Genomic DNA, 23819 nt, shown 5'->3' on the forward strand with positions numbered 1-23819 from the left:
TGCGGCCATCGTGTTCGTCTGCGGCCCGGCGTCCCGCCTGTCTCCCACCGCCACCCTCAACGGACTACGCTGCGCGCAGGAGATTCTGATGCGTGCGTCGCTCACGCCGCCCTCCCGGTGGCTGCGGCCATCACGGTTTCCTCGGTGGCGTCGGTGCGTGGGATCTCGGCGGTGAGCCGGCCCTCGTGCATCACGAGGACCCGGTCGGCCATGCCGAGGATCTCGGGCAGGTCGGAGGAGATCATCAGGACGGCGACCCCGTCGGCGGCCAACTGGCTGAGCAGCCGGTGCACTTCGGCCTTCGTACCGACGTCGATGCCACGGGTCGGCTCGTCGACGATCAGTACCTTCGGGCCGGTGGCGAGCCACTTGGCGAGGACGACCTTCTGCTGGTTGCCGCCCGACAGGGTGTTGACGGTGTCGGCGATCCGCGCGTACTTGACCTGGAGCTTGACGGCCCAGTCGAGGGAGCGGCTGCGCTCGGCGCGCGGGTCCATCAGACCGGCCCTGACGGTCGTACGCAGGCCGGTGAGGCCGATGTTGCGCTCGATGGACATGTCCATCACCAGGCCCTGAGCGCGGCGGTCCTCGGGGACGAGGGCGAGCCCGGCGGCCATGGCCGTGGAGGGCGCCCCGTTGGTCAGCTTCCTGCCGTCGATCTCGACCTCTCCGGCATCCCAGCGGTCGACGCCGAAGACGGCCCGGGCGACCTCTGTGCGCCCGGCGCCGACGAGTCCGGCGAGGCCGACGATCTCGCCGCGGCGGACGTCGAAGGAGACATCGGTGAAGACGCCCTCGCGGGTCAGCCGCCGTACGCTCAGGGCGACTTCGCCCGCCCGGACGTCCTGCTTGGGGTAGAGCTCGTCGAGATCGCGGCCGACCATGCGGCGTACGAGGTCGTCCTCGGTCATGCCGTCGATCGGCTCGCTGGAGATCAGGGCGCCGTCGCGCAGGGTCGTCACCTGCCGGCAGATCTGGAAGATCTCCTCCAGGCGGTGCGAGATGAACAGCACGGCCGAGCCCTGCTCGCGCAGCGTGCGCACGACACCGAATAGACGGGCCACCTCGCTGCCGGTGAGGGCGGCGGTCGGCTCGTCCATGATCAGGACGCGGGCGTCGAAGGAGAGCGCCTTGGCTATTTCGACGATCTGCTGGTCGGCGATGGACAGGCCGCGGGCCGGGCGGTCGGGGTCGAGCTCGACGCCGAGGCGCTTCATCAGGGCCAGGGTCGACGCGTGCGTGGCCTTGTGGTCGATCCGGCCGAGCGCACGCCGCGGCTGGCGGCCCATGAAGATGTTCTCGGCGATCGACAGGTCGGGGAAGAGCGTGGGCTCCTGGTAGATCACCGCGATACCCGCGTCGCGGGCGTCGGCGGGACCGTGGAAGACGGTGGGCTCGCCGTCCAGGAGCACCTGACCGGCGTCCGGTCGGTGCACGCCGGCGAGCGTCTTGATGAGGGTCGACTTGCCCGCGCCGTTCTCTCCGGCGAGTGCGTGCACTTCGCCGGGGAAGAGTTCGAGGGACACGTCCCGCAGGGCGCGTACGGCGCCGAAGGACTTCGAGATGTCCTTGAGCGCCAGCACGGGGGCCGGACCCGCGTCGGACCGGTGGGTCATGAGGGCTCCTCAACGACGCGGGCGATGCGGCCTCACGACGTCGTGAAAGGTTTCAACTAGGTTGCCGGGACGTTAGGCAGGTAGCCCAGGTCACGTCAATGGGTAAAGGCCGAAATTTTCGATAGCCAAAGGTCACAACCGAGTCACGGAGAGACGTATTCGTCGGAGGGGTTGACAGCCATTCGGGCTGCTCATAGCTTCAGCGTTCTGAATCGTTTCAGAGTGAACCCTGCGCTGCACGTCGTGCGGAAGCCGCGCTGAAGCCCTTCGGACCCGAAGCCACAACCGAAGTCACAGGAGCCCTGAAGTGACCGAGCTTGCCGCGGTGAAGGCCGCCCTCAAGACCCAGGCAGTAGAGACGCCGTCATGGGCGTACGGGAACTCGGGAACCCGCTTCAAGGTGTTCGCGCAGCCAGGAGTCCCGCGCGATCCTTTCGAAAAGCTGGACGACGCCGCGAAGGTGCACGAGTTCACGGGCGCCGCGCCGACCGTGGCGCTGCACATTCCGTGGGACAAGGTCGAGGGCTCCCATACATACGCAGAGCTGGCGAAGCACGCCGAGGAGCGCGGCCTGAAGCTCGGCGCGATCAACTCCAACACCTTCCAGGACGACGACTACAAGCTGGGCAGCATCTGCCACCCGGACGCGGCGGTCCGCCGCAAGGCGCTCGACCACCTGCTGGAGTGCGTCGACATCATGGACGCCACGGGTTCGAAGGACCTGAAGCTGTGGTTCGCGGACGGTACGAACTATCCCGGCCAGGACGACATCCGCGAGCGCCAGGACCGGCTCGCCGAGGGGCTCGCCCGGGTGTACGAGCGGCTCGGCGACGACCAGCGGATGCTGCTGGAGTACAAGTTCTTCGAGCCCGCCTTCTATACGACGGACGTGCCGGACTGGGGCACGGCCTACGCCCACTGTCTGAAGCTCGGGCCCAAGGCACAGGTCGTCGTCGACACCGGGCACCACGCCCCCGGAACCAACATCGAGTTCATCGTCGCGACGCTGCTGCGCGAGGGGAAGCTCGGGGCGTTCGACTTCAACTCGCGGTTCTACGCCGATGACGACCTGATGGTCGGGGCCGCCGATCCCTTCCAGCTGTTCCGGATCATGTACGAGGTGATTCGCGGGGGTGGGTTCAGTCCGGATGTGGCCTTCATGCTCGACCAGTGCCACAACATCGAGGCGAAGATCCCGGCGATCATTCGGTCGGTGATGAATGTGCAGGAGGCCACGGCGAAGGCGCTCCTGGTGGACCGCGAGGCTCTTGTCGTCGCCCAGCGTTCGGGGGATGTGCTGGCTGCGAACGCTGTCGTCATGGACGCGTACAACACGGATGTGCGGCCGTTGGTGGCGGAGGTTCGTGAGGAGCTGGGGTTGGACGCGGACCCGATCGCGGCGTATCGGCGGTCCGGGTGGGCGGAGAAGATCGCTGCGGAGCGGGTTGGTGGGCAGCAGGCGGGGTGGGGAGCGTAGCCGTTGCACTGGGCTTGACCGGTCCACTCGCCGTAGGACTGCAGGTCGGTGGCTGACTGCGGCTCGTCTTCGGCTGATCGCGCAGTTCCCCGCGCCCCTGAAGGGGCACGCCCCCTACGGGGCGCGAGCACACGTACACACACTCTTCTAAGGACTAGGAACATGGCACCCCATCCCGAAGCCGCTGCTCTGCTGGCCCGGTCCAATCGGCTTGGCTCTGATCCGCGGAACACGAACTATGCGGGCGGGAACACGTCCGCGAAGGGCACCGACACCGATCCTGTGACCGGTGGGGACGTCGAGCTGATGTGGGTCAAGGGGTCGGGGGGTGACCTGGGGACCCTCACCGAATCCGGGCTCGCGGTGTTGCGGATCGACCGGCTGCTGGCGCTCAAGGACGTGTATCCGGGGGTCGAGCGCGAGGACGAGATGGTGGCCGCGTTCGACTACTGCCTCCACGGGAAGGGCGGGGCGGCTCCGTCGATCGACACGGCCATGCACGGGCTGGTGGACGCGGCGCATGTGGATCATCTGCATCCCGACTCCGGGATCGCGCTCGCCTGCGCGGCCGACGGGGAGAAGCTGACCGCCGAGTGTTTCGGGGACAGCGTGGTGTGGGTGCCGTGGCGTCGGCCCGGATTCCAGCTCGGTCTTGACATCGCAGCCGTCAAGGAGGCGAACCCGCAGGCCATCGGCTGCGTTCTGGGCGGGCACGGCATCACCGCCTGGGGCGACACGGCCGAGGAGTGCGAGCGGAACTCGCTGCACATCATCCGTACCGCCGAGACGTTCCTCGCCGAGCGCGGGAAGGACGAGCCCTTCGGGCCGGTCGTCGAGGGGTACGCGGCTCTCGGTGGCGTCGAGCGCCGGGAGCGGGCCGCCGCCCTTGCGCCCGTGATCCGGTCGCTCACCTCGCAGGACCGTCCCCAGGTCGGTCACTTCACCGACTCCGAGGTCGTGCTCGACTTCCTGGCGAGCGCCGAGCACCCGCGGCTCGCCGCGCTCGGCACCTCCTGCCCCGACCACTTCCTCCGTACGAAGGTCAGGCCGCTCGTCCTCGATCTGCCGCCGACCGTCGAACCGGACGAGGCGATCGCCCGGCTGAAGGAGCTGCACGCCGAGTACCGCGAGGAGTACGCCGCCTACTACCAGCGGCATGCGCTGCCCGACTCCCCCGCGATGCGCGGCGCCGATCCGGCGATCGTCCTCATCCCCGGGGTCGGCATGTTCAGCTTCGGCAAGGACAAGCAGACCGCGCGCGTGGCCGGCGAGTTCTACGTCAACGCGATCAACGTGATGCGCGGGGCCGAGGCCGTCTCCACGTACGCGCCGATCGAGGAGTCGGAGAAGTTCCGCATCGAGTACTGGGCTCTTGAGGAGGCCAAGCTCCAGCGGATGCCCAAGCCGAAGCCGCTGGCCACGCGGGTGGCGCTGGTGACGGGTGCGGGCAGCGGTATCGGCAAGGCGATCGCCGAGCGGCTGGTCGCCGAGGGCGCGTGCGTGGTGATCGCGGACCTGAACGCGGAGAACGCGGCCGACGTCGCCACCGCGCTCGGCGGGCCCGACAAGGCCGTCGCCGTCACCGTCGACGTGACCTCCGAGGAGCAGATCGCCGAGGCCTTCAAGGCGGCGGTGCTCGCCTTCGGCGGTGTCGACCTGGTCGTGAACAACGCCGGCATCTCCATCTCCAAGCCGCTCCTGGAGACCACGGCGAAGGACTGGGACCTCCAGCACGACATCATGGCCCGCGGCTCCTTCCTCGTCTCGCGCGAGGCGGCCCGCGTGATGATCGCGCAGGGGCTCGGCGGGGATGTCATCTACATCGCGTCCAAGAACGCCGTCTTCGCAGGTCCGAACAACATCGCGTACTCGGCCACCAAGGCCGACCAGGCCCATCAAGTGCGGCTGCTGGCCGCCGAGTTGGGCGAGCACGGGATCCGGGTCAACGGCATCAACCCCGACGGGGTCGTGCGCGGCTCCGGGATCTTCGCGGGCGGCTGGGGTGCTCAGCGCGCGGCCACGTACGGCATCGAGGAGGAGAAGCTCGGCGAGTTCTACGCCCAGCGGACCATCCTCAAGCGCGAGGTGCTGCCCGAGCACGTCGCGAACGCCGTCTTCGCCCTGACGGGCGGCGACCTCACGCACACCACCGGTCTGCACGTCCCGGTCGACGCCGGTGTGGCCGCCGCGTTCCTCCGGTGACGCACGTGACTCAGGAAGCGACAGTGAAACTCAGGAGGCGGCTGTGAAGTCGTACGCCGCGGTCGACCTCGGCGCGTCCAGCGGGCGCGTCATGGTCGGCCGCGTGGGCCCCGACACGCTGGAGCTGACGGAGGCGCACCGCTTCCCGAACCGGCCGGTGCGGACGCCCGAAGGGCTGCGCTGGGACATCCTGGCGCTGTACGCGGGCGTCCTCGACGGACTGCGCGCGGCAGGGCAGGTCGACTCCGTCGGCATCGACAGCTGGGCCGTGGACCACGGCCTGCTCGACGCCGACGGGGCGCTCCTCGGCAACCCCGTGCACTACCGCGACACTCGCACCCAGGGCGTCGCGGAGAAGGTGTGGGCGACCGTGCCCGCCGCCGAGCTGTACGCGGCGACCGGGCTCCAGTACGCACCCTTCAACACCCTGTACCAACTGGTGGCCGCCCGCTCGTCGTCCCAACTGGCTTACGCGAGCCGCCTGTTGCTCATCCCCGACCTGCTGACGTACTGGCTCACGGGCGAGCCCGGCACGGAACTCACCAACGCGTCCACGACCCAGCTGATCGACCCGCGGACCCGCGACTGGTCGTACGACCTCGCGGAGCGCCTCGGCATCGACCTGACGCTGTTCGCACCGCTGCGGCGGCCAGGGGATCCGGCGGGGCTGCTCCGGCAGAGCGTGCTGGACGAGACCGGGCTGACCGGTCCGGTGCCGGTGACGACGGTCGGCTCGCACGACACCGCCTCCGCGGTGGCCGCCGTCCCGGCGGTGGGCAGCGAGCGCTTCGCCTACATCTGCACCGGCACCTGGTCCCTGGCGGGCCTTGAGCTGGAGGCGCCGGTCCTCACCGAGGCGAGCCGCGCGGCCAACTTCACCAACGAACTGGGCCTGGACGGCACGGTCCGCTACCTGCGGAACATCATGGGGCTCTGGCTGCTCCAGGAGTGCGTACGGGAATGGGGGGACCCCGACCTGGGAGACCTCCTGTCGGCCGCCGCCGAGGTACCGGCGCTGCGGTCCGTCGTGGACTCGGGGGACGCCGCCTTCCTGGCTCCGGGGCGGATGCCGGCCCGGATCGCCGATGCCTGCCGGGAGTCGGGGCAGCCCGTGCCCGAGTCGCCCGCCGAGATCACTCGCTGCATCCTCGACTCGCTCGCCCTGGCCCACCGCCGGGCGATCGCCCAGGCCCAGGAACTGGCCGACCACCCGGTCGACGTCGTCCACATCGTCGGCGGCGGCACCCGCAACGCCCTCCTCTGCCAGCTGACCGCCGACGCCTGCGGCCTCCCGGTCGTGTCGGGCCCCGCGGAGGCGGCGGCCCTGGGCAACGTCCTCGTACAGGCCCGAACCCACGGCCTGGTCGGCGACCGCACGTCGATGCGCGAACTACTGGCACGCACGCAGCAGTTGACCCGCTACGAACCCCGGGGCATCACGTCGGCATGGCAGGCCGCCGAGACTCGCCTCACAGGCAGATGACCTGTATCCCCGCCCCAGCACAGACACCCCAAAGGGGCGCGGGACTGTATCGATTTGCGGCTCTGCCGCGTGGGCGCGCCCAGCCACGAACGACCTGTGGACCCGAACGGCGCTTCCAGGAACCGGCGGACCGGAAACGGCACCCCGCGCGGAGGGCAACCTCATTCCCAGCGAAGCCAGCGCCGCGTACTGTGCACTCATCCGATGACCGACCCCAAGGAGCCGCGATGCGTGTCGCTCTGTTCCTGACCTGTGTCAACGACACGCTCTACCCGGACACCGGCCGCGCCGTGGTGAAACTGCTGACCAGGCTGGGCGTGGACGTCGACTTCCCGATGGCGCAGACGTGCTGCGGGCAGGCGCACTACAACACCGGGTACCGTCACCAGGCCGAGCCGATGGCCCGGCATTTCTCCGATGTTTTCGGTGGGTACGAAGCGATCGTGACCCCGTCCGGTTCGTGCGGCGCGATGGTGCGGGAGCTGTATCCGCGGATGGGCGAGCGGGCGCGCGCCGAGGGCCGCGGGGACACCCTCGCGGCGACGCTCGCACCGGTCGTACCGAAGACGTACGAGCTCACCGAGTTCCTGGTGGACGTGCTCGGGGTGACGGACGTGGGCGCGTACTACCCGCACACCGTCACGTACCACCCCACCTGTCACGGGCTGCGGAGCCTCGGGCTCGGCGACCGGCCGCGCCGACTGCTCCAGTCCGTCAAGGGACTTGAGCTCAAAGAGCTGCCCGGCGCGGACGAATGCTGTGGCTTCGGCGGCACGTTCGCCGTCAAGAACTCCGATGTATCGGCGGCGATGGGTGCCGACAAGGTGCGCAACGCCGAGTCGACGGGCGCCGACGTGCTGTGCGCCGCCGACAACTCCTGCCTCATGCACATCGGCGGCACCATGACCCGGCTCAGGACGGACATGCGTCCGGTGCACATCGCGGAGATCCTGGCGAGCACGGAAGAGGAACCGCTGACATGAACCACACCAGCGGAGAGGAGCCGAGCGCATGAGCGGTGGGACTTTCGTCGGGATGCCGTCCTTCCCGAAGGCCGCGCACGAGGCCGTCCACAACCAGACCCTGCGCGGCAATCTGCGCCACGCCACCCACACCATCCGCGCCAAGCGCGCGAACGCGGTCGCGGAGGTCTCCGACTGGGCCGAGCTGCGCGAGGCCGGCAAGCAGATCAAGGACCACACACTCCGTCATCTCGACCGGTATCTGGTGCAGTTGGAGGAGTCGGTCACGGCGGCCGGCGGCACCGTGCACTGGGCCGCCGACGCGGACGAGGCCAACCGGATCGTCACGTACCTCGTCAAGGCGACGGGTGAGAGCGAGGTCGTCAAGGTCAAGTCGATGGCCACGCAGGAGATCGGTCTCAACGAAGCCCTGGAAGCCGAGGGCATCAACGCCTACGAGACCGATCTCGCCGAGCTGATCGTGCAGTTGGGCAAGGACCGGCCCTCCCACATCCTCGTGCCGGCCATCCACCGCAACCGCGGCGAGATCCGTGACATCTTCGCCCGCGAGATGAGCGAGTGGGGCCGCCCGGCGCCCGAGGGCCTGACCGACACACCCGCCGAACTGGCGGAGGCCGCGCGCGTGCACCTGCGCGAGAAGTTCCTGCGCGCCAAGGTCGGTGTCTCCGGCGCCAACTTCATGGTCGCCGAGACCGGCACACTGGTCGTCGTGGAGTCCGAGGGCAACGGCCGGATGTGCCTGACCCTCCCCGAGACGCTGATCTCGGTCGTCGGCATCGAGAAGATCGTGCCGACCTGGCAGGATCTGGAGGTCTTCCTCCAGACGCTCCCCCGCTCTTCCACGGCCGAGCGCATGAACCCGTACACCTCCACCTGGACGGGCACGACGGACGAGGACGGTCCGGGGACCTTCCATCTGGTCCTCATCGACAACGGCCGTACCGACACGCTCGCCGACGAGGTCGGCCGCCAGGCCCTGCGCTGCATCCGCTGCTCGGCGTGCCTCAACGTATGCCCGGTGTACGAGCGGGCGGGCGGCCACGCGTACGGCTCGGTCTACCCGGGCCCGATCGGCGCGATCCTCAGCCCCCAGCTCCGGGGCACCCAGAGCGAGATCAACGCCTCCCTCCCGTACGCCTCCTCACTGTGCGGTGCCTGCTACGACGTCTGCCCGGTGGCCATCGACATCCCGGAGGTGCTGGTACATCTTCGGGAGCGGGTCGTCGAGGGCGGTGTCGTGACCCGGGACGGCGCCAAGGTCGTACTCAAGCCCGCGAAGGGGCATGCCGCCGAGCGGGCGGCGATGCGTGCGGCGCGGTGGGCCTTCGGTCACCCGGGCGCGCTGCGCACCGGCCAGCGGTTCGCTTCCCGGACCCGCCGCTTCCATCCGCGGACGCTGCCCGGTCCCGGCAAGGCGTGGAGCGAGACCCGGGCACTGCCGACGGTTCCCGCGGAGCCGTTCCGCGACTGGTGGCAGCGGACGCATGGCGGAAAGGACACGTCGAAGTGAGCAGCAGGGACCTGATCCTGGCCCGGGTGCGGCGCGCGCTGGCGGACGTGCCACGGGACGACACGCCGTACGACCAGGCCTTCGAGCGCGGGTATCTGCGCGAGCACGGGGACCGGAGTGTCGAGCAGACGGTGGATCTGCTGGCGGAGAACCTGGCCGACTACCAGGCGCAGGTGCACCGCTGTGCGGCCGATGAGCTGGCGGCGACGATCGCCGGGCTGCTGGCCGAGCGGGGGTCGACGTCGGTCGTCGTGCCGACGGGCCTGGACCCGGAGTGGCTCGCGGCCACCGGCGTGACGCGGGTTCCGGACCGGCTCGACAGCACCCCGGCCGAACTGGACCGCGTGGACAGTGTGGTCACCGCGTGCGCGGTCGCGATCGCCGAGACAGGCACCATCGTCCTGGACGGCGGCCCGGACCAGGGCCGCCGCCGGATCACCCTGGTCCCGGACCACCACATCTGTGTCGTACGCGTCCCGGACCAGGTCGTGTCCTCCGTGCCCCAGGGTCTTGAGCGCCTCGACCCGGCCCGTCCGCTGACCTGGATCGCCGGGCCGTCCGCCACGAGTGACATCGAACTCGACCGGGTCGAGGGGGTGCACGGTCCGCGCACCCTTGAGGTGGTGCTGGTGAGCGGAGAGTGACGGACGCGGTTAGCGCGAGGTCGTGATCCGGTTCGAACAGGTCACCAAGCGCTATCCGGACGGCACGACGGCCGTGGACGGCCTCTCGTTCGAGGTGTCCGAGGGCGAACTCGTCACGCTCGTGGGCCCGTCCGGCTGCGGCAGGACGACGACCATGATGATGGTGAACCGCCTCATCGAGCCGGCGTCCGGCCGGATCCTCGTAAACGGCTAGGACATCGCGGCGGTGGACCCCGTGGAGCTCAGGCGCCGGATCGGATACGTCATCCAGCAGGTGGGCCTCTTCCCGCACCGCACGGTCCTCGACAACACGGCGACCGTGCCGACACTCGTGGGCTGGAAGAAGGCGAAGGCCCGGGCGCGGGCCGCCGAGCTGCTCGACCTGGTCGGTCTGGACCCGAAGACGTTCGGCTCGCGCTATCCGGACCAGCTCTCGGGCGGTCGGCGCCAGCGTGTCGGCGTGGCGCGGGCCCTCGCCGCCGACACTCCCCCAGCCTTCGGCCGGGGGGACCCCCAGTGCTGCTGATGGACGAGCCTCCCCCACTGCCCTGAACGGGCGTGGGAGGTGCCCCCAGGCGCGGTCGACCCCGTGGTGCGCGAGCAGTTGCAGGACGAGTTCCTGCGCACGCAGGCCGCGGTGCGCAAGACGGTGCTGCTGGTCACGCACGACATCGAGGAGGCCGTCCGGCTCGGCGACCGCATCGCGGTGTACGGGCAGGGGCGCATCGAGCAGTTCGACACGCCCGGGGCGGTGCTGGGCACCCCGGCGACTCCGTACGTGGCCGAGTTCGTGGGCGCCGACCGGGCTCTGAAGCGGCTGTCGGTCACCGAGATCGAGCCCGACGACCTGGAGCAGCCGCCGGTCGCGCGCCTCGACGAGCCGGCCGAGCGGGCCGCCGCCCGGCTGAACGCGGAGTGCGCCCGCTGGGCCGTCGTCCTGGACTCCGGCGACGAACTGCACGGCTGGGTCGGCGTCGACGAACTCGCCGCGGGCGGCATGGTCGGCGGCCTCGCCCACCGGACGAACTCCTGGGTGCCGGTGGGCGCCCCGCTGAAGCAGGCCTTCGGTGTGATGCTCCAGCACGACGCCGGGTGGGTGGCGGTGCTGGAGGGCGCGCGGTTCCTCGGCGTACTGACTCCCGCGAAGCTGCACGAGGCGCTGCGAAGGTCGGTGGACGCGGACGCCCGGGGCGTGGCGCGGGGTCAGGTGGAGTTCGACTCGGGGGCGGACGCCTAGCCGCTGCCCTTGGACGGGCGCCCGGCCGCTCCTCTTGAGCCGGCGCCTAACCGCTGCCCCTGCGCGAGGTCGCCCCTCGCCCGACCAGTCCGTACGCCCACCGCTCGTTGAACCCGGCCAGGAAGCCGATGGCGCCCCAGAACCCCCAGAAGGCGGTGCCCGCCGAGTCCGCGCGTCCCTCCGAGGCACAGACGTCGGTGATGCCGGCGGGTACCTCGATCACGGTGACGAGACCGCTGCCGAGCAGCAGATAGACGGCGATCGCGAGCAGCCAGCCGAGGAAGACCCGGTGGACCCCGCCACGCCGCATGGTGCGGGCCTGCTGGCCGGCTGGGACCGCTTCCCTCGACCCGTTGGCCGGTCGGCGCATCAGCTGGTCGCCGCTGTTGCGCAGCCGTGTCAGGACGCTGAGCACCGCCCCGAACGCTCCCGCTCCCCCGCACACGAGCGCGCCCAGCAGGCTCCATCGGTCGGTGCACTTCAGCGAGACGTCACAGAGGCCGAGCAGCTTCTCCCCCACCAGCAACGGCACGATCAGCAGGACCATCCCCAGCGCGAACCCGCTGTTGAGACGGCGGTTGACGGCCAGTTCGCCGTCCTGGTCGAGGCGGACCCGGATACGCAGGATCTCCCGTTCCAGATAGGCGGCCAGATGCTCGTCGGGCTGCCGGTCTCCCAGCCGCTGATCACGCAGGACGTTTCTCAGCACGCGCTGAACCGTGGTGCGCAGCGACTGCCTGGTCTTCTCCTCGAAGGCGCGCTGCGCCTCGCCGCAGAGCGACTGCAGCTGCAACTGCTCCGCGGGAAAGGACCTGCCGAACCGCACGTACGCGTCCCGCAGTTCGGGCTCCACCAGGTCCGTCAACCCCTGCGGATCGAGATCGGTGCCCGCCCCCTCGATCGTCTCCCACGCTCTCTCCCGCCAGTTCCGGCGGCTAGCCCCAGCGGCGCGCCAGCACGGCCAGCGGCACGGCGAGGGCCAGCCCGATGAGGACGGAGAGCGCCGTCAGTTGGATGTGCTGCCCGACCGCGTCGAGGAGGATGTCGCGGCGGGTGCTGAGGTATTCACCGCAGATCCACTCGTTGCGCGCGAGGCAGTCGTCCGGGGGCGCGGTCACGGCTCCATTTCAGACGGGCGGGCGCGGGGTGGCGCGTAGTGATCGCCCGTACGGCGGGCGTTGAACGGGCTTCGTGTGATCCCCGTACTTCAGGGGCAGCGGGCCCGACCCGTCTGCCGTGCTAGGAGGACCCGACCCATGACCGCACACCGCACCGCCGCCCTCCTCGGGACGGCCCCGCTCCTGCTCGCGGTGTGGGCCGCCGGGCCCGCCGCCGCGCACGGTGCGCCGACGGACCCCGTGAGCCGGGTGTTGGCCTGTTCCCCCGGCGGGCAGCAGTCGCAGTCGGCGGCGTGCCGGGCGGCCGTCTCCTCCGGGATCGCGGCCTTCGACAATCTGCGCCTCGCGGGCGTCAACGGCCGGGACCGCCAGGTCGTCCCCGACGGCAAACTGTGCAGCGGGGGCATCGCCGCCTACCGGGGCCTCGACCTGGCCCGCGCCGACTGGCCGTCGACCAGACTGACCGGCGGGGCGAACATGACGCTCACCTACCGGTCGACGATTCCGCACACGGGCTCGTTCAAGCTGTTCCTGACCAAGGAGGGCTACGACCCGACGAAGCCCCTCACCTGGTCCGATCTGCCGTCGCAGCCCTTCGCCGCGGCCACCGACCCGGCACTCGTGAACGGCGCCTACCGGATCAAGGCCAAGCTGCCGTCCGACCGCACCGGACGCCATCTGCTCTACACGATCTGGCAGAACACGAGCACGCCGGACACGTACTACTCGTGTTCGGACGTGGTCTTCCCCGCGGCGAAGGAGAATGCGGGCGCCGGGGCCGGCGGGTCCGCGACGGAGAAGCCCGCGCCGACACCGACGAAGGCCGCCCCCACCAAGGCCGCGGCCACTCCCACGCCCTCGGAGTCCCCGGCCGAGGCCACCAGCGCCCCCGTGGAACCGTCGGTCACCGTGACCGACGCGGCCGGCGAGGCGGTCTCCTCGCCCGACTCCGACGACGACAGCCAGGCCCTGGCCCTGCCTCTCGTCGCGGGCGGTGCGGCCGGACTGCTGATCACGGCGGGCGCGGCGTTCACCCTGCGCCGCCGCCGGTGAAAAGCTCGAAAAGCGTGACTGATAGCCTGCGCGTTCTTTAGTTATAAAAAGGAACCATCGCGTGGGAGACGTACGTGCGGACCTGGCGGAGTTGTCTGGAATCGGCAGGAGCGCACCAGGGGGCTCTGCGTGACGACTACATGAAGGTCGCGCGTTTCATGCAGCGGCGGGAGCCGGCCGGCTATCTGGCGGTGCGCCTGCTGGTGCCCGCCTCCCATCAGCCCCATGTGCTGGCCGGGTACGCCTTCGCGGCGTTCACCGACGACGTCTGCGACCGGGGGACGGTCCAGGAACGCACACGGCACTATGACGCGTGGGCCGAGCAGGTGCGTACGGCTCTGAGTACGGGCCGCGCCGCGCATCCCCTCCTGCGGGCGTTCCTGCACACCGCGGCGGAGCGTGAACTGCCGCGCCGCTGGGTCGACTCGTACCTGGAGGGTGCGCGGATCGACCTCGACTTCTCCGGGTTCGAGACCGAGGCCGACTACCAGCGCTATGTGGAACAGCTCACCTGGCCGTTCCTGATGATCACGTCGGGGCTGGCCCATCTCGGGGGCGGGAGCGCCGAGTTCGCCGCCTCCTGCCGGCTGTTCGCCGACGCCGCCCAGCGCACGGACATCCTCACCGACCTGTCCGAGGACCTGCGCGAGGGGCGGCTGTATCTGCCCCTCAGCGATCTCGACCGGCACGGCATCACGCGCGCCGACCTCGAGAAGGGGCGCGACCTGCCCGGGGTCCGCACGCTGGTCGCGGCCACCGTCGAGGCGGCGCGCGCCACACTCCACGAGGCCACGGTGCTCCTGGAGCACTGCTCCGAGGAGCACCGGCGGCTGATGCGTTTCATCCTGGACCTGCACCACCAGCGACTGGCGTCGGTGACCGCCCGCGGGGCTTCCGTGGCCCGTCGTCCGGTACGGGACCGTCCGGTGGCGTGCCTTCGACTGCTGGCGGGGCGTCCGGCACGGCGGGCGGTCCGCGCCACCGGGTGAGGCGGCCGAGGCGAGCCGCCCGCGGGCGCGCAGGCGGAGCGTCAACGGGCCGGCGGGCGCACCCTGTTGATCTCGCCGGACCAGGCGCTGATGCCCATGTGCTGTCCATCAGCCCGGGCCGTCGAACGGCCGGCCGTCCCGCTGGTCCGGCGTCACGTCCCGGTCGGCGGGCACCATCGGTTCCCCGCTCAGTTCATGACTCCACAGCACATCGCTGACGCGCTTCACCGCGGCCGTCAGATGCCGCCGGTAGGTACTGAAGGACATCCCGAGACGTCTGGCCACCGCCTCCTGGGTGGGCGCGGCCTTGCTGTACGTGGTCGTGACGACGCGGTGTCGTTTCTCCCCGCCGCGCTCTGCCAGCACGGTGTCGATGGCGCACAGCAGGACGTCGTGGAGGCTCTGGCCGTGCGCCGCGACGAGGCGGCTGCGGCTGAGGGGGTTGGCCGCGAGCTCGTTGGGCCACCACAGCGCGCGCAGGGCGTCCCGTACCGCGGTGTCGAACTCCCGCCGGGACAGCACGACGTGGTCGGTCTCTTCCCGCGGAGTTCCGCCCGAGGCCGAAGGAGCCAACTCACAGGTGGCGTCGACCAGATGGGTGCCGGTGCCGACATCGATGCCCGCACCGGCCAGCAGGGCCTTGTTCTTCTCGACCATCCACGCCAGGGCGGGCCGGGTACGCCAGTCGTGGGCGAACAGACGGTATCCGTGGTCGCCGACCACGGGTCTGGCGGCGGTCGGCAGCATGTCGCTGCGTTCGAGATAGTCGTTCCAGAAGCCGTCGTCCCGCATCACGACGAACGACCACGCGAGGTCGTCGGACCGGACGATCTCCCCGATCACGCGCCACTGGATCAGGTTCATGGACGCCGAAGGCCGCTGGTACGCCTGCGGGTTGACATGAAAACGCGCGACGGTGACGCGCTCCCCCGCTCGCAGCGGCCGGGCCGTACGCACATGGGCCCAGGCGGCGGCCACCACCGGATCGACGTCCTCCCCCTCCGGCTCGGCGAGTCGCAGCCAGGCGGAGAGGGCAACGATGTCATCGGTGCCGGTCGACCGGTACACGACGAACGCTTCGGGCTGCCGGTCCAGCCAGAACCGGGCGAGCGCGGCGGACTCGGGGCCCTCCGCCTCGTGGACCAGTTCCACCACGCGTTTCTCGTCGGCGGGAGTGCACGGGAGTTCCCGCACCAGGCCGTGGGAGTGCCAGTCGAAGGCATGCGCGAGATGGCCGAGGGTCCGGTGCAGGTACACGAGCGCCTGCATCGCCGGGAGTATCTGCGCGGCGGACGCCTCCCGGACGCGGCCGAGCAGATACTCGTACATCCGTCGGCGCAGGGCGGCGAATCCGTCCGGGTCGCGCCAGCGCAGGTCGGCTGCCAGTACCTCGCGCACCACGTCGTGCGGGAAGAGCCCCGCCGGGGTGGATTCGATGAAGGGCTGGGTGCGCAGCCAGGCGAACAGTTCGGGGGCGCGCTCGCCCATCATCGCCCGCAGGAGGGCCTCGGAGGTGACGTCGGCCTGGGCGCAGACCTCCAGCGCGGTGCGGTGTGCGGGGCTCGGCGGATCGCCCACGAGTCGTGGCAGCAGCGTCGCGATCACGTCCCGGCCGGGCGCCCAGTCGGCCGCCCTGGCCGTACCGTCCGCGTCCTGCCGCACGACGACCGCGGCGGCCAGGGACAGGGCCAGCGGATTGCCGCCGGTGAAGGACAGCAGCGCGTGGTGTGCCCCGTCCGGGACGCCGCGTACCCGCAGGAAGGTGGCGGCGTCGCCCCGGGCCAGGTTCCGCAGCGGCACGACGTGCATCAGGTCGGCCCATCCCGGGTCGGCGACCCAGCGCGGATCGGGGGCCGAGCGCCCGGCGACCACCGCGACCGTGCCCAGCGGCAGCCGCGGCAGGAAGTGCTCCCACAACCAGTGCTCCAGGCCCTGACAGTGCTCGAAGGCGTCGACCAGGAGCACCGACCCGGGCTCGCCGATCGCCTTTCCGGCGGCCTGCTCGAAGTCGTCGGGCGTCGCCTGAACCGTACGGCCGTCGACCTCGACGACCAGCCGTCCCGCCTCCCGCGCCTCCAGCGCGAGCCGCCTGAGCAGCGTGGACTTGCCGATTCCACCGGGCCCGTGCAGATACAGCACCGGAGAACCGTGGGGGTCCCCCGCCAACGCGGACCGGAACATCGCCCGTTCCGCCGCCCGCCCGACGAACGCCCGGTCCCGCGCCGCGACCACGAGGTCGCCTAACGAGCCGCCGTCCCCCATACCCCTGAGCCCCTCATGAACCGAACCGAATCCTTCATGACGGGTCACATTACGTCGTTCGCCGCAAGGCAGTTGAAGGGTTGGCGCGCGTCGCCGTGAGTTTGGTTCACGGCCGGAGAGGGGTCGGCTCAGTCATGTCCTGGGTGCCGATGACGGACAGGAGCCGCAGTTGCTCGGCGGCGCGGCTGCCGGGCGGGGCCGTGAACCAGAGGAGGCGCTGGCGGCCGTCCTCGCTGAAGAGGGTGAGGCACTCGACCTCGATGACGCCGAGGCCGGGGTGGACGATGCGTTTGTGGTCGTTCCTGCGCAGGCCCACGTCGTGGGTGTCCCACAGCTCCGTGAACTCCGTACTGCGACGGCGTAGTTCGCGGATCATCCGGGTCACCTCGGCATCGCGACCCCGTCGGGCGGCGACCACCTGCAGGTCCGCCACGAAGGCCCGGGACTGGCGCGGATGGTCGGGGACCGGATAGATGGAGCGGGCCTCGGGGTCGGTGAACCAGCGGAAGACGAAGCTGGCCGCCGGTCCGCGGACGGCCGGAGGGCGGCCGATCAGGGCAGCCGCCGCCTCGTTCTGGACAAGCGTCTCGTGGAGGTCGGTGATGACCTGCGCGGGCGTACCGGTGAGCTGGTCGAGGAGGCGGAGGAGCGCCGGCTGGACATGGGCGGCCGGGCCGTGCGCGGCCGGGGGCACCCGTCGGTCCGCGAGATGGTAGAGGTGGTCGCGCTCGTCGCCGGCCAGCCGCAGAGCGCGGGCGAGAGCGGCCAGGGTCTGCTCCGAGGGCTGAGCGCCGCGCCCCTGCTCCAGTTCGGTGTAGTAGTCCGCCGACAGGCCGGCCAGTTGGGCGACCTCCTCCCGGCGCAGCCCCGGTACACGCCTGCGCGGGCCGACCGGCAGCCCCACATCACCCGGCTTCACACGGTTGCGCCGGGACTTCAGGAATGCCGCCAGTTCGGGAAAGGTCACCCCCACATCCTCACTCGCGCGCGTATCCGGAGCCAGGGGATGCCGACCCCAGGGTGGAGACAGCCCTGGTTAACGCGGGAAGAGCAGCCGATGGTGGATCTCGGGGCGCCCGTGGAGAAAGTCGCGGAACAGCGCTCACCGATACCGCAGACACCTCAGCAAGGAGCCATCGCCATCATGCCCATTCCGAATGCCCACCCCCGCGTCGCCGTCGTCACCGGCGGCTCACGCGGAATCGGCCGCCGGACCGTGGCCCGTCTGGCCTCCGACGGGTTCGCGGTCGTGTCCGGCTACTCGGGCAACGCGGACCTCGCCGAAGCCGCGGTCAAGGAGGTCACCGCGGCCGGCGGCCGGGCCATAGCCGTGCGCGGTGACGTCGCCGACGAGAACGACATGTCCGCGCTGTTCGACCTGGCCGAGTCCACGTACGGCGGAGTCGACGTGGTCGTCCACGCGGCGGGCCGGGCCCACACGGCGGCCGTCGTCGACCTGGACCTGGCCGATCTGGACGCGCTGCACCGCACCAACATCCGCGGCACGTTCGTCGTCGCCCAGCAGGCCGCCCGGCGGATCCGGCCGGGCGGCACGATCATCACCTTCTCCACGTCCGTCGTCGGTCTCGCGTTTCCCACGTACGGGGCCTACAGCGCGAGCAAGGGGGCGGTGGAGGCGCTGACGATGATCCTCGCCCGCGAACTGCGCGGCCGGGACGTGACGGTGAACGCCGTCGCCCCCGGCCCCACCGCGACCGATCTGTTCCTCGACGGCAAGGACGAGGAGACCATCGCCCGGCTGGCCGCACAGCCTCCGCTGGAACGCCTCGGCACCCCTGCCGACATCGCCGAGACCGTCGCGTTCCTCGCCTCCCCGGCCGGCCACTGGATCAACGGACAGGTCGTCCGGGCCAACGGCGGCATCGTCTGACGGCCGCCCATCCCGGCACCACAGGTAACAGCCACCACCCATCAGCAATCACAGGAATGAGAACGAACATGCCGTTCGCGAACTTCAAGGTGCCCGCCGACACCCTCACCGAGAAGCAGAAGGAGCAGATCATCACCCGCACCACCGAGCTCTACGTCGAGATCTACGGTGAACGCGCCCGCGCCACCACCCTCGTACTGGTCGAGGAGGTCACCGACGGCGGATGGGGAATCGGCGGCGAGGTACTGACGCTCGCGAAGCTTCAGGCACCGGCGCGGGACTGATCTCCACGCCGGCACCACATCACTCGGCACCACGTCGGCACCGCGTCGAGGTGAGTCTCAGGACCCGGTCGCCGCTGCCGCGGCCCGTCCCGCCGTGCGGCCGGAGAACAGGCAGCCGCCGAGGAACGTGCCCTCCAGGGAGCGGTATCCGTGGACGCCGCCTCCGCCGAATCCCGACACCTCTCCGGCCGCGTACAGACCGGGTACGGCTTCGCCGGCCGCGTTCAGGACGCGACCGGAGAGGTCGGTCTGGAGGCCGCCGAGGGTCTTGCGGGTGAGGATGTTGAGGCGCACGGCGATCAGCGGTCCGGCACCGCTGTCCATGATCTTGTGGGCGGCGGCCGTGCGGCTGAGGGTGTCCCCCGGGTAGGAGAGGGCGTTGCGGATGCCCATGACCTGGGCGTCCTTGGAGTAGGGGTTGTCCATCTCCCGGTCGCGCGCGTCGATCTGCCGCTGGAGGTCGTTCAGGTCGATCAGGCCGTCCCCGGTCAACTTGTTCATGCCGCGGACGAGTTCGGACAGTGTCGTGGCGACGACGAAGTCCACGCCGTTCTTCTTGAACTTCTCGATCGGCTCCGGGGTCTGCCAGATGCGCGAGAGGAGCATCCAGATGTTCTTCTCGGTGAGGTCCGGGTTCTGCTCGGAGCCGGAGAGCGCGAACTCCTTGGCGATGATCTTCTGGGTGGTCACGAACCAGGAGTAGTCGTACCCGGTGTCAGTGATCGACTTGAGCGTGTGAAGGGTGTCGTAGCCGGGCATGTCCGGTGCGCTGAAGCGCTTGCCGGTGGCGTCGAACCACATGGACGACGGGCCCGGCAGGATGCGGATGCCGTGGCCCGGCCAGATCGGGTCGTAGTTCCTGAGGCCCTCGGTGTAGTGCCACATGCGGTCCGGGTTGACGATCCGGCCGCCCGCCTTCTCGGTGATCGCGAGCATGCGGCCGTCCACGTGGGCGGGCACGCCGGTGATCATGGTCTTCGGCGGGGTGCCGAGACGGGCCGGCCAGTTCTGGCGTACGAGATCGTGGTTGGCGCCGATGCCGCCGGAGGTGACGATCACGACCGGGGCGCGCAGCTCGAACTCGCCGACGACCGTGCGGGAGCTGGGCTTGCCGCGGGCGGCGCTGCTCGGCTCCAGGATCGCGCCGCGTACGCCGGTGACGGCGCCGCCCGTGGTCACGAGCCCGTCGACGCGGTGCCGGAACTTGAAGGACACCTTGTTGTCCTCGACCGCGGCGCGCACCTTCTTCTCGAACGGCTCGACGACCGCCGGTCCCGTGCCCCAGGTGACGTGGAAGCGGGGCACGGAGTTGCCGTGTCCGTCCGCGAGGCCGCCGCCGCGCTCGGCCCAGCCGACGATCGGGAACCACTGCACCCCGAGGCCGGCGAGCCAGGAGCGCTTCTCACCGGAGGCGAAGTCGACGTACGCCTCGGCCCACTTGTAGGCCCAGTGGTCCTGGCCCTTCGGGTCGGTGATGCCGCGGTCGAAGCTGGCCGTGCCCAGCCAGTCCTGCCAGGCCAGCTCCTGGGTGTCCTTGATTCCCATGAGTCTCTGCTCGTCGGAGTTGACGAGGAACAGACCGCCGAAGGACCAGAACGCCTGGCCGCCGAGGTTCGTCTCCGGTTCCTGGTCCAGGAGCAGTACCTTGCGGCCCGCCGCGGCAAGCTCCGCCGTGGCGACCAGCCCGGCGAGCCCGCCGCCGACGACGATCGCGTCCGCGTCCGGCGCCGAGGCGGCGAAGGCGGATCCGGCCGACTGGGCCAGGGCGGCGCCGGCGAGCGTGCCGCCCGCCACCGTCAGGGCACGGCGGCGCGTGATGGCAGCCGTGGCTGCTGAATTCTCCATGGGGTGCCTTCCGGAGGAGGTGCGGAGGGGGCGGGAGACGCCAGAGATGCCGCTGCGACGGCAAGGTGTTACCGACGGTAGCCCAAGTGATCGCACGCGCGCCAGAGTGGTGCGGCGTGAACTCCCCCCGGAGTCATGGACGTTGGCCGCACCCGACCGTCTGCCTCCGCCCGCGGGCGCCCGCCCCGCTCGCCGACCAGGGCGAACAGCGCCTCGCCCGCGGGATCACCCTCGGTATCCGCGACGCCCGCCGGCCCGCCGTCAGCCCATTGAGCGCCGTGCTGTTGCCGGTGCCGAGCGCGGCGGTGAGTCTGGTTCCGAAGGCGGCACACCGGTAGCGACAAGGAGACCGTCGATGACGACTTGGCCGAATGACGAACTCGCCCGGATCGAGAACGCCGAGGAGCTGCGTGTCGTCTCCCTGCGGCGCGACGGATCGCCGGGCAGCTGGCGGACCATCTGGGTCGTCCGCGTCGGCGACGACATCTGCGTACGGTCCGTCAACGGGCCGACGGCCGCCTGGTACCGGGGCACCCGTGCCCGGCTGCAGGGCCGTATCCAGGCCGGTGGCGTGGACAAGGACGTGACCTTCGTCGACGCCGATCCCGCCCTCAACGACGAGGTCGACGCGGCCTACCGCGCCAAGTACGACCACTACGCCGCGAACATCATCAAGGCCATCACCGGCCCCGAGGCGAACTCCACCACGATGCGGCTCGTCCCCCGCCCGGCGGAGTCCGCCGCCTAGCTACGGAGTCCACCGTCCAGGCCACGGAGTCGACCGCCTGAGCCACGGGCTACGCCGCCCGGGTCACCGACCGGCCGTCAGTCAGGAGTCGAGGTCGTCGGCGTAGTGCCGGAACCCGTGCCGCTCCTGGTGGATCCCCCACAAGGTGTCCGCGAGCACGGCCGGGTCCTTCCGGTGGTGTCCGGCGATGATCGCGCCGGGGACGATCAGCTGGGCGACATGGATGCCCTCGCCGCCGAGCGCGTCGTGCAGCAGATGGCCGTACGCGCTCTCCGCGGCGAAGGCGATGGACGTGCCGGCGCGGTCGGGGTGGGGGACGACCGCGGTGCCGCCGTTGACGAAGAGGACGGTGCCGCGGCCCAGGGCGCGCATGCCGGGGAGCACCTGCTGTACGGCGACGACGGGCCCGTAGACGGAGAACTCGACCGGGCCGGTGAGGTCGGCGTGGGTGGTTTCCAGAACGGGCAGCATGAAGTCCCGTTGCGGGACCGGGCTGTACTGCAGGACCTCGACCGGCCCCAGAGTCGCGTTCGCCGCGTCGAGGGCGGCGGCAAGGGCCTTCGGGTCCCGTACGTCGGCGGCGAAGCCCCGGGCCGTGACGCCCTCGCGGCCCAGCTCGGTGGCGAGGGCGTTCGTCCGCTCGTGGTCGCGGGCGATGAGCGCGACGTCGAAGCCCTCACGCCCGAAGCGCCGCGCGACGGCCGCCCCCAGTCCGGGTCCGGCTCCGATGATGGCGATGCTGGTCATGGTCTTCCTCGATCTCCGGGTTCGGTTCGGCGTGGGGACGTCACTCCTGCTCAACGCCCTGCGAACCGTCGGCCGGAGCCGTCGTCGGCCTTGCGGTGCAGCAGCGCCGAGAGGTGGTGTTGCATGGGCTGGCCGACCGCCTCCAGGTCGTGGTCGAACGTGAGCGTGTCGTCGTCGGTCAGGGTGTAGCGGCGGCGGGTGGCGTCAACCTTCTTGGCGGTGGGGGCGAGAGCCACCTGGTGGGTGGAGAGGTCGACCGTCCTGTCGGCCGCGCGGCCGACCATGATCTCGGCGATGCCGGTGGGCTGGGTGATCAGTGCCTCCACCCGGCCGTCGGGCTGCAGCCGCCACCAGCCGCTCTCCCTGGCCGACGGACGCAGCGGAGCCTCATCGGCGTCGAGCAGCCAGGCCCTGGCCTCGTAACGCAGGAAGGGGCGGCCGTCATGACTGAAGGTCACCTCCTGCGCGTAGGTGAAGTCCCCGGAGAGCGTCGGGTACTCGCCCTTGCCCCGGCCGTGCCAGGAACCCAGGAGGCCGAGGACGGGTTCGAGCAGTGCGTGCGGCGTCGGCGCCCCGTCCGGGTGGTGGCCGTCGGGGTACGGGTGCTCAGGTGCGGGGTCGAACACGGTGTGCACTCCTGGGGTCTGTGCCGGTTCCGGTGCCGACCGGAAGCCTAGGCGGTCGACCCACCCTGCGCCCCGAAAGCGGTGGGGTGGCGCCGTAAACGCGCCGGGGTGGGCGCCGTTCGCACGACGCCCACCCCTGTACAGCTGACTAGCTAACTAGACCCGCTGTTCGGACTCAGCTGCACCTGCGTCCGGAGTTGATGCACTGGACCATCTTGTTCGTCACCTTCTGGTCGAACACGTTGATGAAGTCACCGTGGTCGGTGACCGGCTTGTGCGCCTGCTCGGGGAAGCTGTCCACGGCGAAGAACGGACGGGTCTTCCCGTTGTCCTTCAGGCTGGGCGCGTCCACGTCGTACACCAGACGCTGCACCAGCTGCGGAATGGCCTTGAAGCCGCTCGGGCAGTTGCCCTTGGCGTCGGCGAAGGCCACGTGCGTACGGTGGTTGGCGCTGTCGATGTTGGAGCCGTCCCAGCAGCTCTGGAACTTGAAGGTGCGCACCACGTCCCTGCCCGACGGGCAGAGGGGGAACTTGTCCTTCAGTTGCACCTTGTTCTCGAAGCCCGTGCAACTCCAGGAGGCGTTGGCGTTGGCCGGGCCGTTCGTGAACGCCTTGGCGTCACCGGTGATGATGCGCAGGAACTTGGGCATCGCCACCACCTTGCCGCGCGGGCTGCCCACGAAGTCCAGCGTGGCCTGCTTGGCCGTCAGGATACGGCCGGTGTTGCCTTCGGCCCCGCCGCCCTGCTGGTCGGCGTCGAACTCCTTGGTGCCGTCCTGCAGGCGCAGCACCGGCCAGTAGTAGGAGGACTTGTCGCCCTTGTTCTTGCAGCTGGTGTCGGCCCTGGCGAAGTCCTCGTCGGTGGTGAAGGCGTTGTTGTCCTGGTTGCCGACGTAGTCGTGCTTGTGGTGTGCGCCGTTGGTGACACCGGGCGCGACGATGACGTTGTCGCTGTTGTACAGCTTGTTGGCGTTCACCCCGCACTTGGTGACGAAGGTGCCCTTGGACGCCTTCGACGACTTGCGCACTGTGCTCACGTTGGGCTTGACCTTGGTGATGTCCACGAAGTCGGCGGCGATGAGCCGGGTCGCCTCGATCCCGT

General features: G+C 70.4%; 20 protein-coding genes and 2 pseudogenes. 13 read left to right on the forward strand and 9 right to left on the reverse strand.

All coding sequences use genetic code 11. The features are described from left to right. Positions 1-101 precede the first annotated feature (101 nt). A complete protein-coding gene (locus O3Q52_RS21385; RefSeq protein WP_269650388.1) occupies positions 102-1616 on the reverse strand; it encodes a sugar ABC transporter ATP-binding protein in 1515 nt (504 codons plus the stop codon). A 307-nt stretch (positions 1617-1923) separates the two neighbouring features. Here O3Q52_RS21385 and rhaI point away from each other — a divergent pair, with 307 nt between their 5' ends. From rhaI to O3Q52_RS21420, 7 genes and pseudogenes are all read left to right on the forward strand, one after another. After that, positions 1924-3093, forward strand: a complete 1170-nt coding sequence (gene rhaI / locus O3Q52_RS21390) for an L-rhamnose isomerase (RefSeq protein WP_269650389.1) — start codon at positions 1924-1926, stop codon at positions 3091-3093. Positions 3094-3255: 162 nt separating this feature from the next. Continuing rightward, on the forward strand, positions 3256-5295 hold the full coding sequence (locus tag O3Q52_RS21395; protein ID WP_269650390.1) for a bifunctional aldolase/short-chain dehydrogenase: 2040 nt from the start codon (positions 3256-3258) through the stop codon (positions 5293-5295). Between the two features lie 43 nt (positions 5296-5338). Next, positions 5339-6778 (forward strand): rhamnulokinase family protein, encoded by a 1440-nt coding sequence (locus O3Q52_RS21400; protein WP_269650391.1) that lies wholly within the window; start codon positions 5339-5341, stop codon positions 6776-6778. A 227-nt stretch (positions 6779-7005) separates the two neighbouring features. Further along, the gene (locus O3Q52_RS21405; RefSeq protein WP_189844225.1) at positions 7006-7761 is read left to right on the forward strand and encodes a (Fe-S)-binding protein; all 756 of its coding nucleotides are present in this window, start codon (positions 7006-7008) and stop codon (positions 7759-7761) included. Positions 7762-7813: 52 nt separating this feature from the next. Then, positions 7814-9271: a LutB/LldF family L-lactate oxidation iron-sulfur protein gene (locus tag O3Q52_RS21410; protein ID WP_269650405.1), complete on the forward strand. Its 1458-nt coding sequence runs from the start codon at positions 7814-7816 to the stop codon at positions 9269-9271. Then, positions 9268-9915, forward strand: a complete 648-nt coding sequence (locus O3Q52_RS21415; RefSeq protein WP_269650392.1) for a lactate utilization protein C — start codon at positions 9268-9270, stop codon at positions 9913-9915. Before O3Q52_RS21410 ends, O3Q52_RS21415 begins: the two co-directional genes overlap by 4 nt. A gap of 22 nt (positions 9916-9937) precedes the next feature. Next, positions 9938-11152: pseudogene (locus O3Q52_RS21420) on the forward strand (ABC transporter ATP-binding protein). A gap of 46 nt (positions 11153-11198) precedes the next feature. Here O3Q52_RS21420 and O3Q52_RS21425 read toward each other — a convergent pair. Further along, a complete protein-coding gene (locus tag O3Q52_RS21425; RefSeq protein ID WP_269650393.1) occupies positions 11199-12017 on the reverse strand; it encodes a hypothetical protein in 819 nt (272 codons plus the stop codon). A gap of 73 nt (positions 12018-12090) precedes the next feature. Further along, a pseudogene (locus O3Q52_RS21430) lies at positions 12091-12270 on the reverse strand (ABC transporter permease); the annotation flags it as partial. 138 nt (positions 12271-12408) lie between these two features. On the opposite strand from O3Q52_RS21430, the gene O3Q52_RS21435 reads away from it, so the two are divergent. Next, a complete protein-coding gene (locus tag O3Q52_RS21435; protein WP_269650394.1) occupies positions 12409-13323 on the forward strand; it encodes a lytic polysaccharide monooxygenase in 915 nt (304 codons plus the stop codon). Positions 13324-13397: 74 nt separating this feature from the next. Continuing rightward, entirely contained in the window at positions 13398-14312 is a 915-nt protein-coding gene (locus O3Q52_RS21440; RefSeq protein WP_269650395.1) for a squalene/phytoene synthase family protein, read from the forward strand. A gap of 108 nt (positions 14313-14420) precedes the next feature. Here O3Q52_RS21440 and O3Q52_RS21445 read toward each other — a convergent pair whose 3' ends face one another. Both O3Q52_RS21445 and O3Q52_RS21450 read right to left on the reverse strand, forming a co-directional pair. After that, positions 14421-16574 carry an ATP-binding protein gene (locus tag O3Q52_RS21445; protein ID WP_269650396.1) on the reverse strand — a complete coding sequence of 718 codons (2154 nt, stop codon included), beginning with the start codon at positions 16572-16574 and terminating at the stop codon, positions 14421-14423. 106 nt (positions 16575-16680) lie between these two features. Next, on the reverse strand, positions 16681-17541 hold the full coding sequence (locus O3Q52_RS21450; RefSeq protein WP_269650397.1) for a helix-turn-helix transcriptional regulator: 861 nt from the start codon (positions 17539-17541) through the stop codon (positions 16681-16683). 177 nt (positions 17542-17718) lie between these two features. Between O3Q52_RS21450 and O3Q52_RS21455 the strand changes: the two genes are divergently transcribed. Beyond that, positions 17719-18465: an SDR family oxidoreductase gene (locus O3Q52_RS21455; RefSeq protein WP_269650398.1), complete on the forward strand. Its 747-nt coding sequence runs from the start codon at positions 17719-17721 to the stop codon at positions 18463-18465. 68 nt (positions 18466-18533) lie between these two features. Beyond that, complete coding sequence (locus O3Q52_RS21460) at positions 18534-18749, forward strand: tautomerase family protein (RefSeq protein ID WP_055616568.1); 216 nt, start codon at positions 18534-18536, stop codon at positions 18747-18749. A gap of 57 nt (positions 18750-18806) precedes the next feature. On the opposite strand, the gene O3Q52_RS21465 is transcribed toward O3Q52_RS21460, so the two are convergent. Next, a complete protein-coding gene (locus tag O3Q52_RS21465) occupies positions 18807-20594 on the reverse strand; it encodes an FAD-binding dehydrogenase (RefSeq protein WP_269650399.1) in 1788 nt (595 codons plus the stop codon). A gap of 116 nt (positions 20595-20710) precedes the next feature. On the opposite strand from O3Q52_RS21465, the gene O3Q52_RS21470 reads away from it, so the two are divergent. Further along, complete coding sequence (locus O3Q52_RS21470; RefSeq protein ID WP_269650400.1) at positions 20711-20932, forward strand: hypothetical protein; 222 nt, start codon at positions 20711-20713, stop codon at positions 20930-20932. 17 nt (positions 20933-20949) lie between these two features. Continuing rightward, complete coding sequence (locus O3Q52_RS21475) at positions 20950-21342, forward strand: DUF2255 family protein (RefSeq protein ID WP_269650401.1); 393 nt, start codon at positions 20950-20952, stop codon at positions 21340-21342. A gap of 81 nt (positions 21343-21423) precedes the next feature. On the opposite strand, the gene O3Q52_RS21480 is transcribed toward O3Q52_RS21475, so the two are convergent. From O3Q52_RS21480 to O3Q52_RS21490, 3 genes are all read right to left on the reverse strand, one after another. Further along, complete coding sequence (locus O3Q52_RS21480; RefSeq protein WP_269650402.1) at positions 21424-22089, reverse strand: SDR family NAD(P)-dependent oxidoreductase; 666 nt, start codon at positions 22087-22089, stop codon at positions 21424-21426. Between the two features lie 50 nt (positions 22090-22139). Then, positions 22140-22715, reverse strand: a complete 576-nt coding sequence (locus O3Q52_RS21485; protein ID WP_269650403.1) for an FABP family protein — start codon at positions 22713-22715, stop codon at positions 22140-22142. 175 nt (positions 22716-22890) lie between these two features. Next, positions 22891-23819, reverse strand: a 929-nt coding sequence (locus O3Q52_RS21490; protein WP_269650404.1) for a DUF1996 domain-containing protein, incomplete at its 5' end; no start/stop codon positions are given.

This window comes from Streptomyces sp. ActVer, from assembly GCF_027270795.1.
GTDB classification, from domain to species: domain Bacteria; phylum Actinomycetota; class Actinomycetes; order Streptomycetales; family Streptomycetaceae; genus Streptomyces; species Streptomyces umbrinus_A.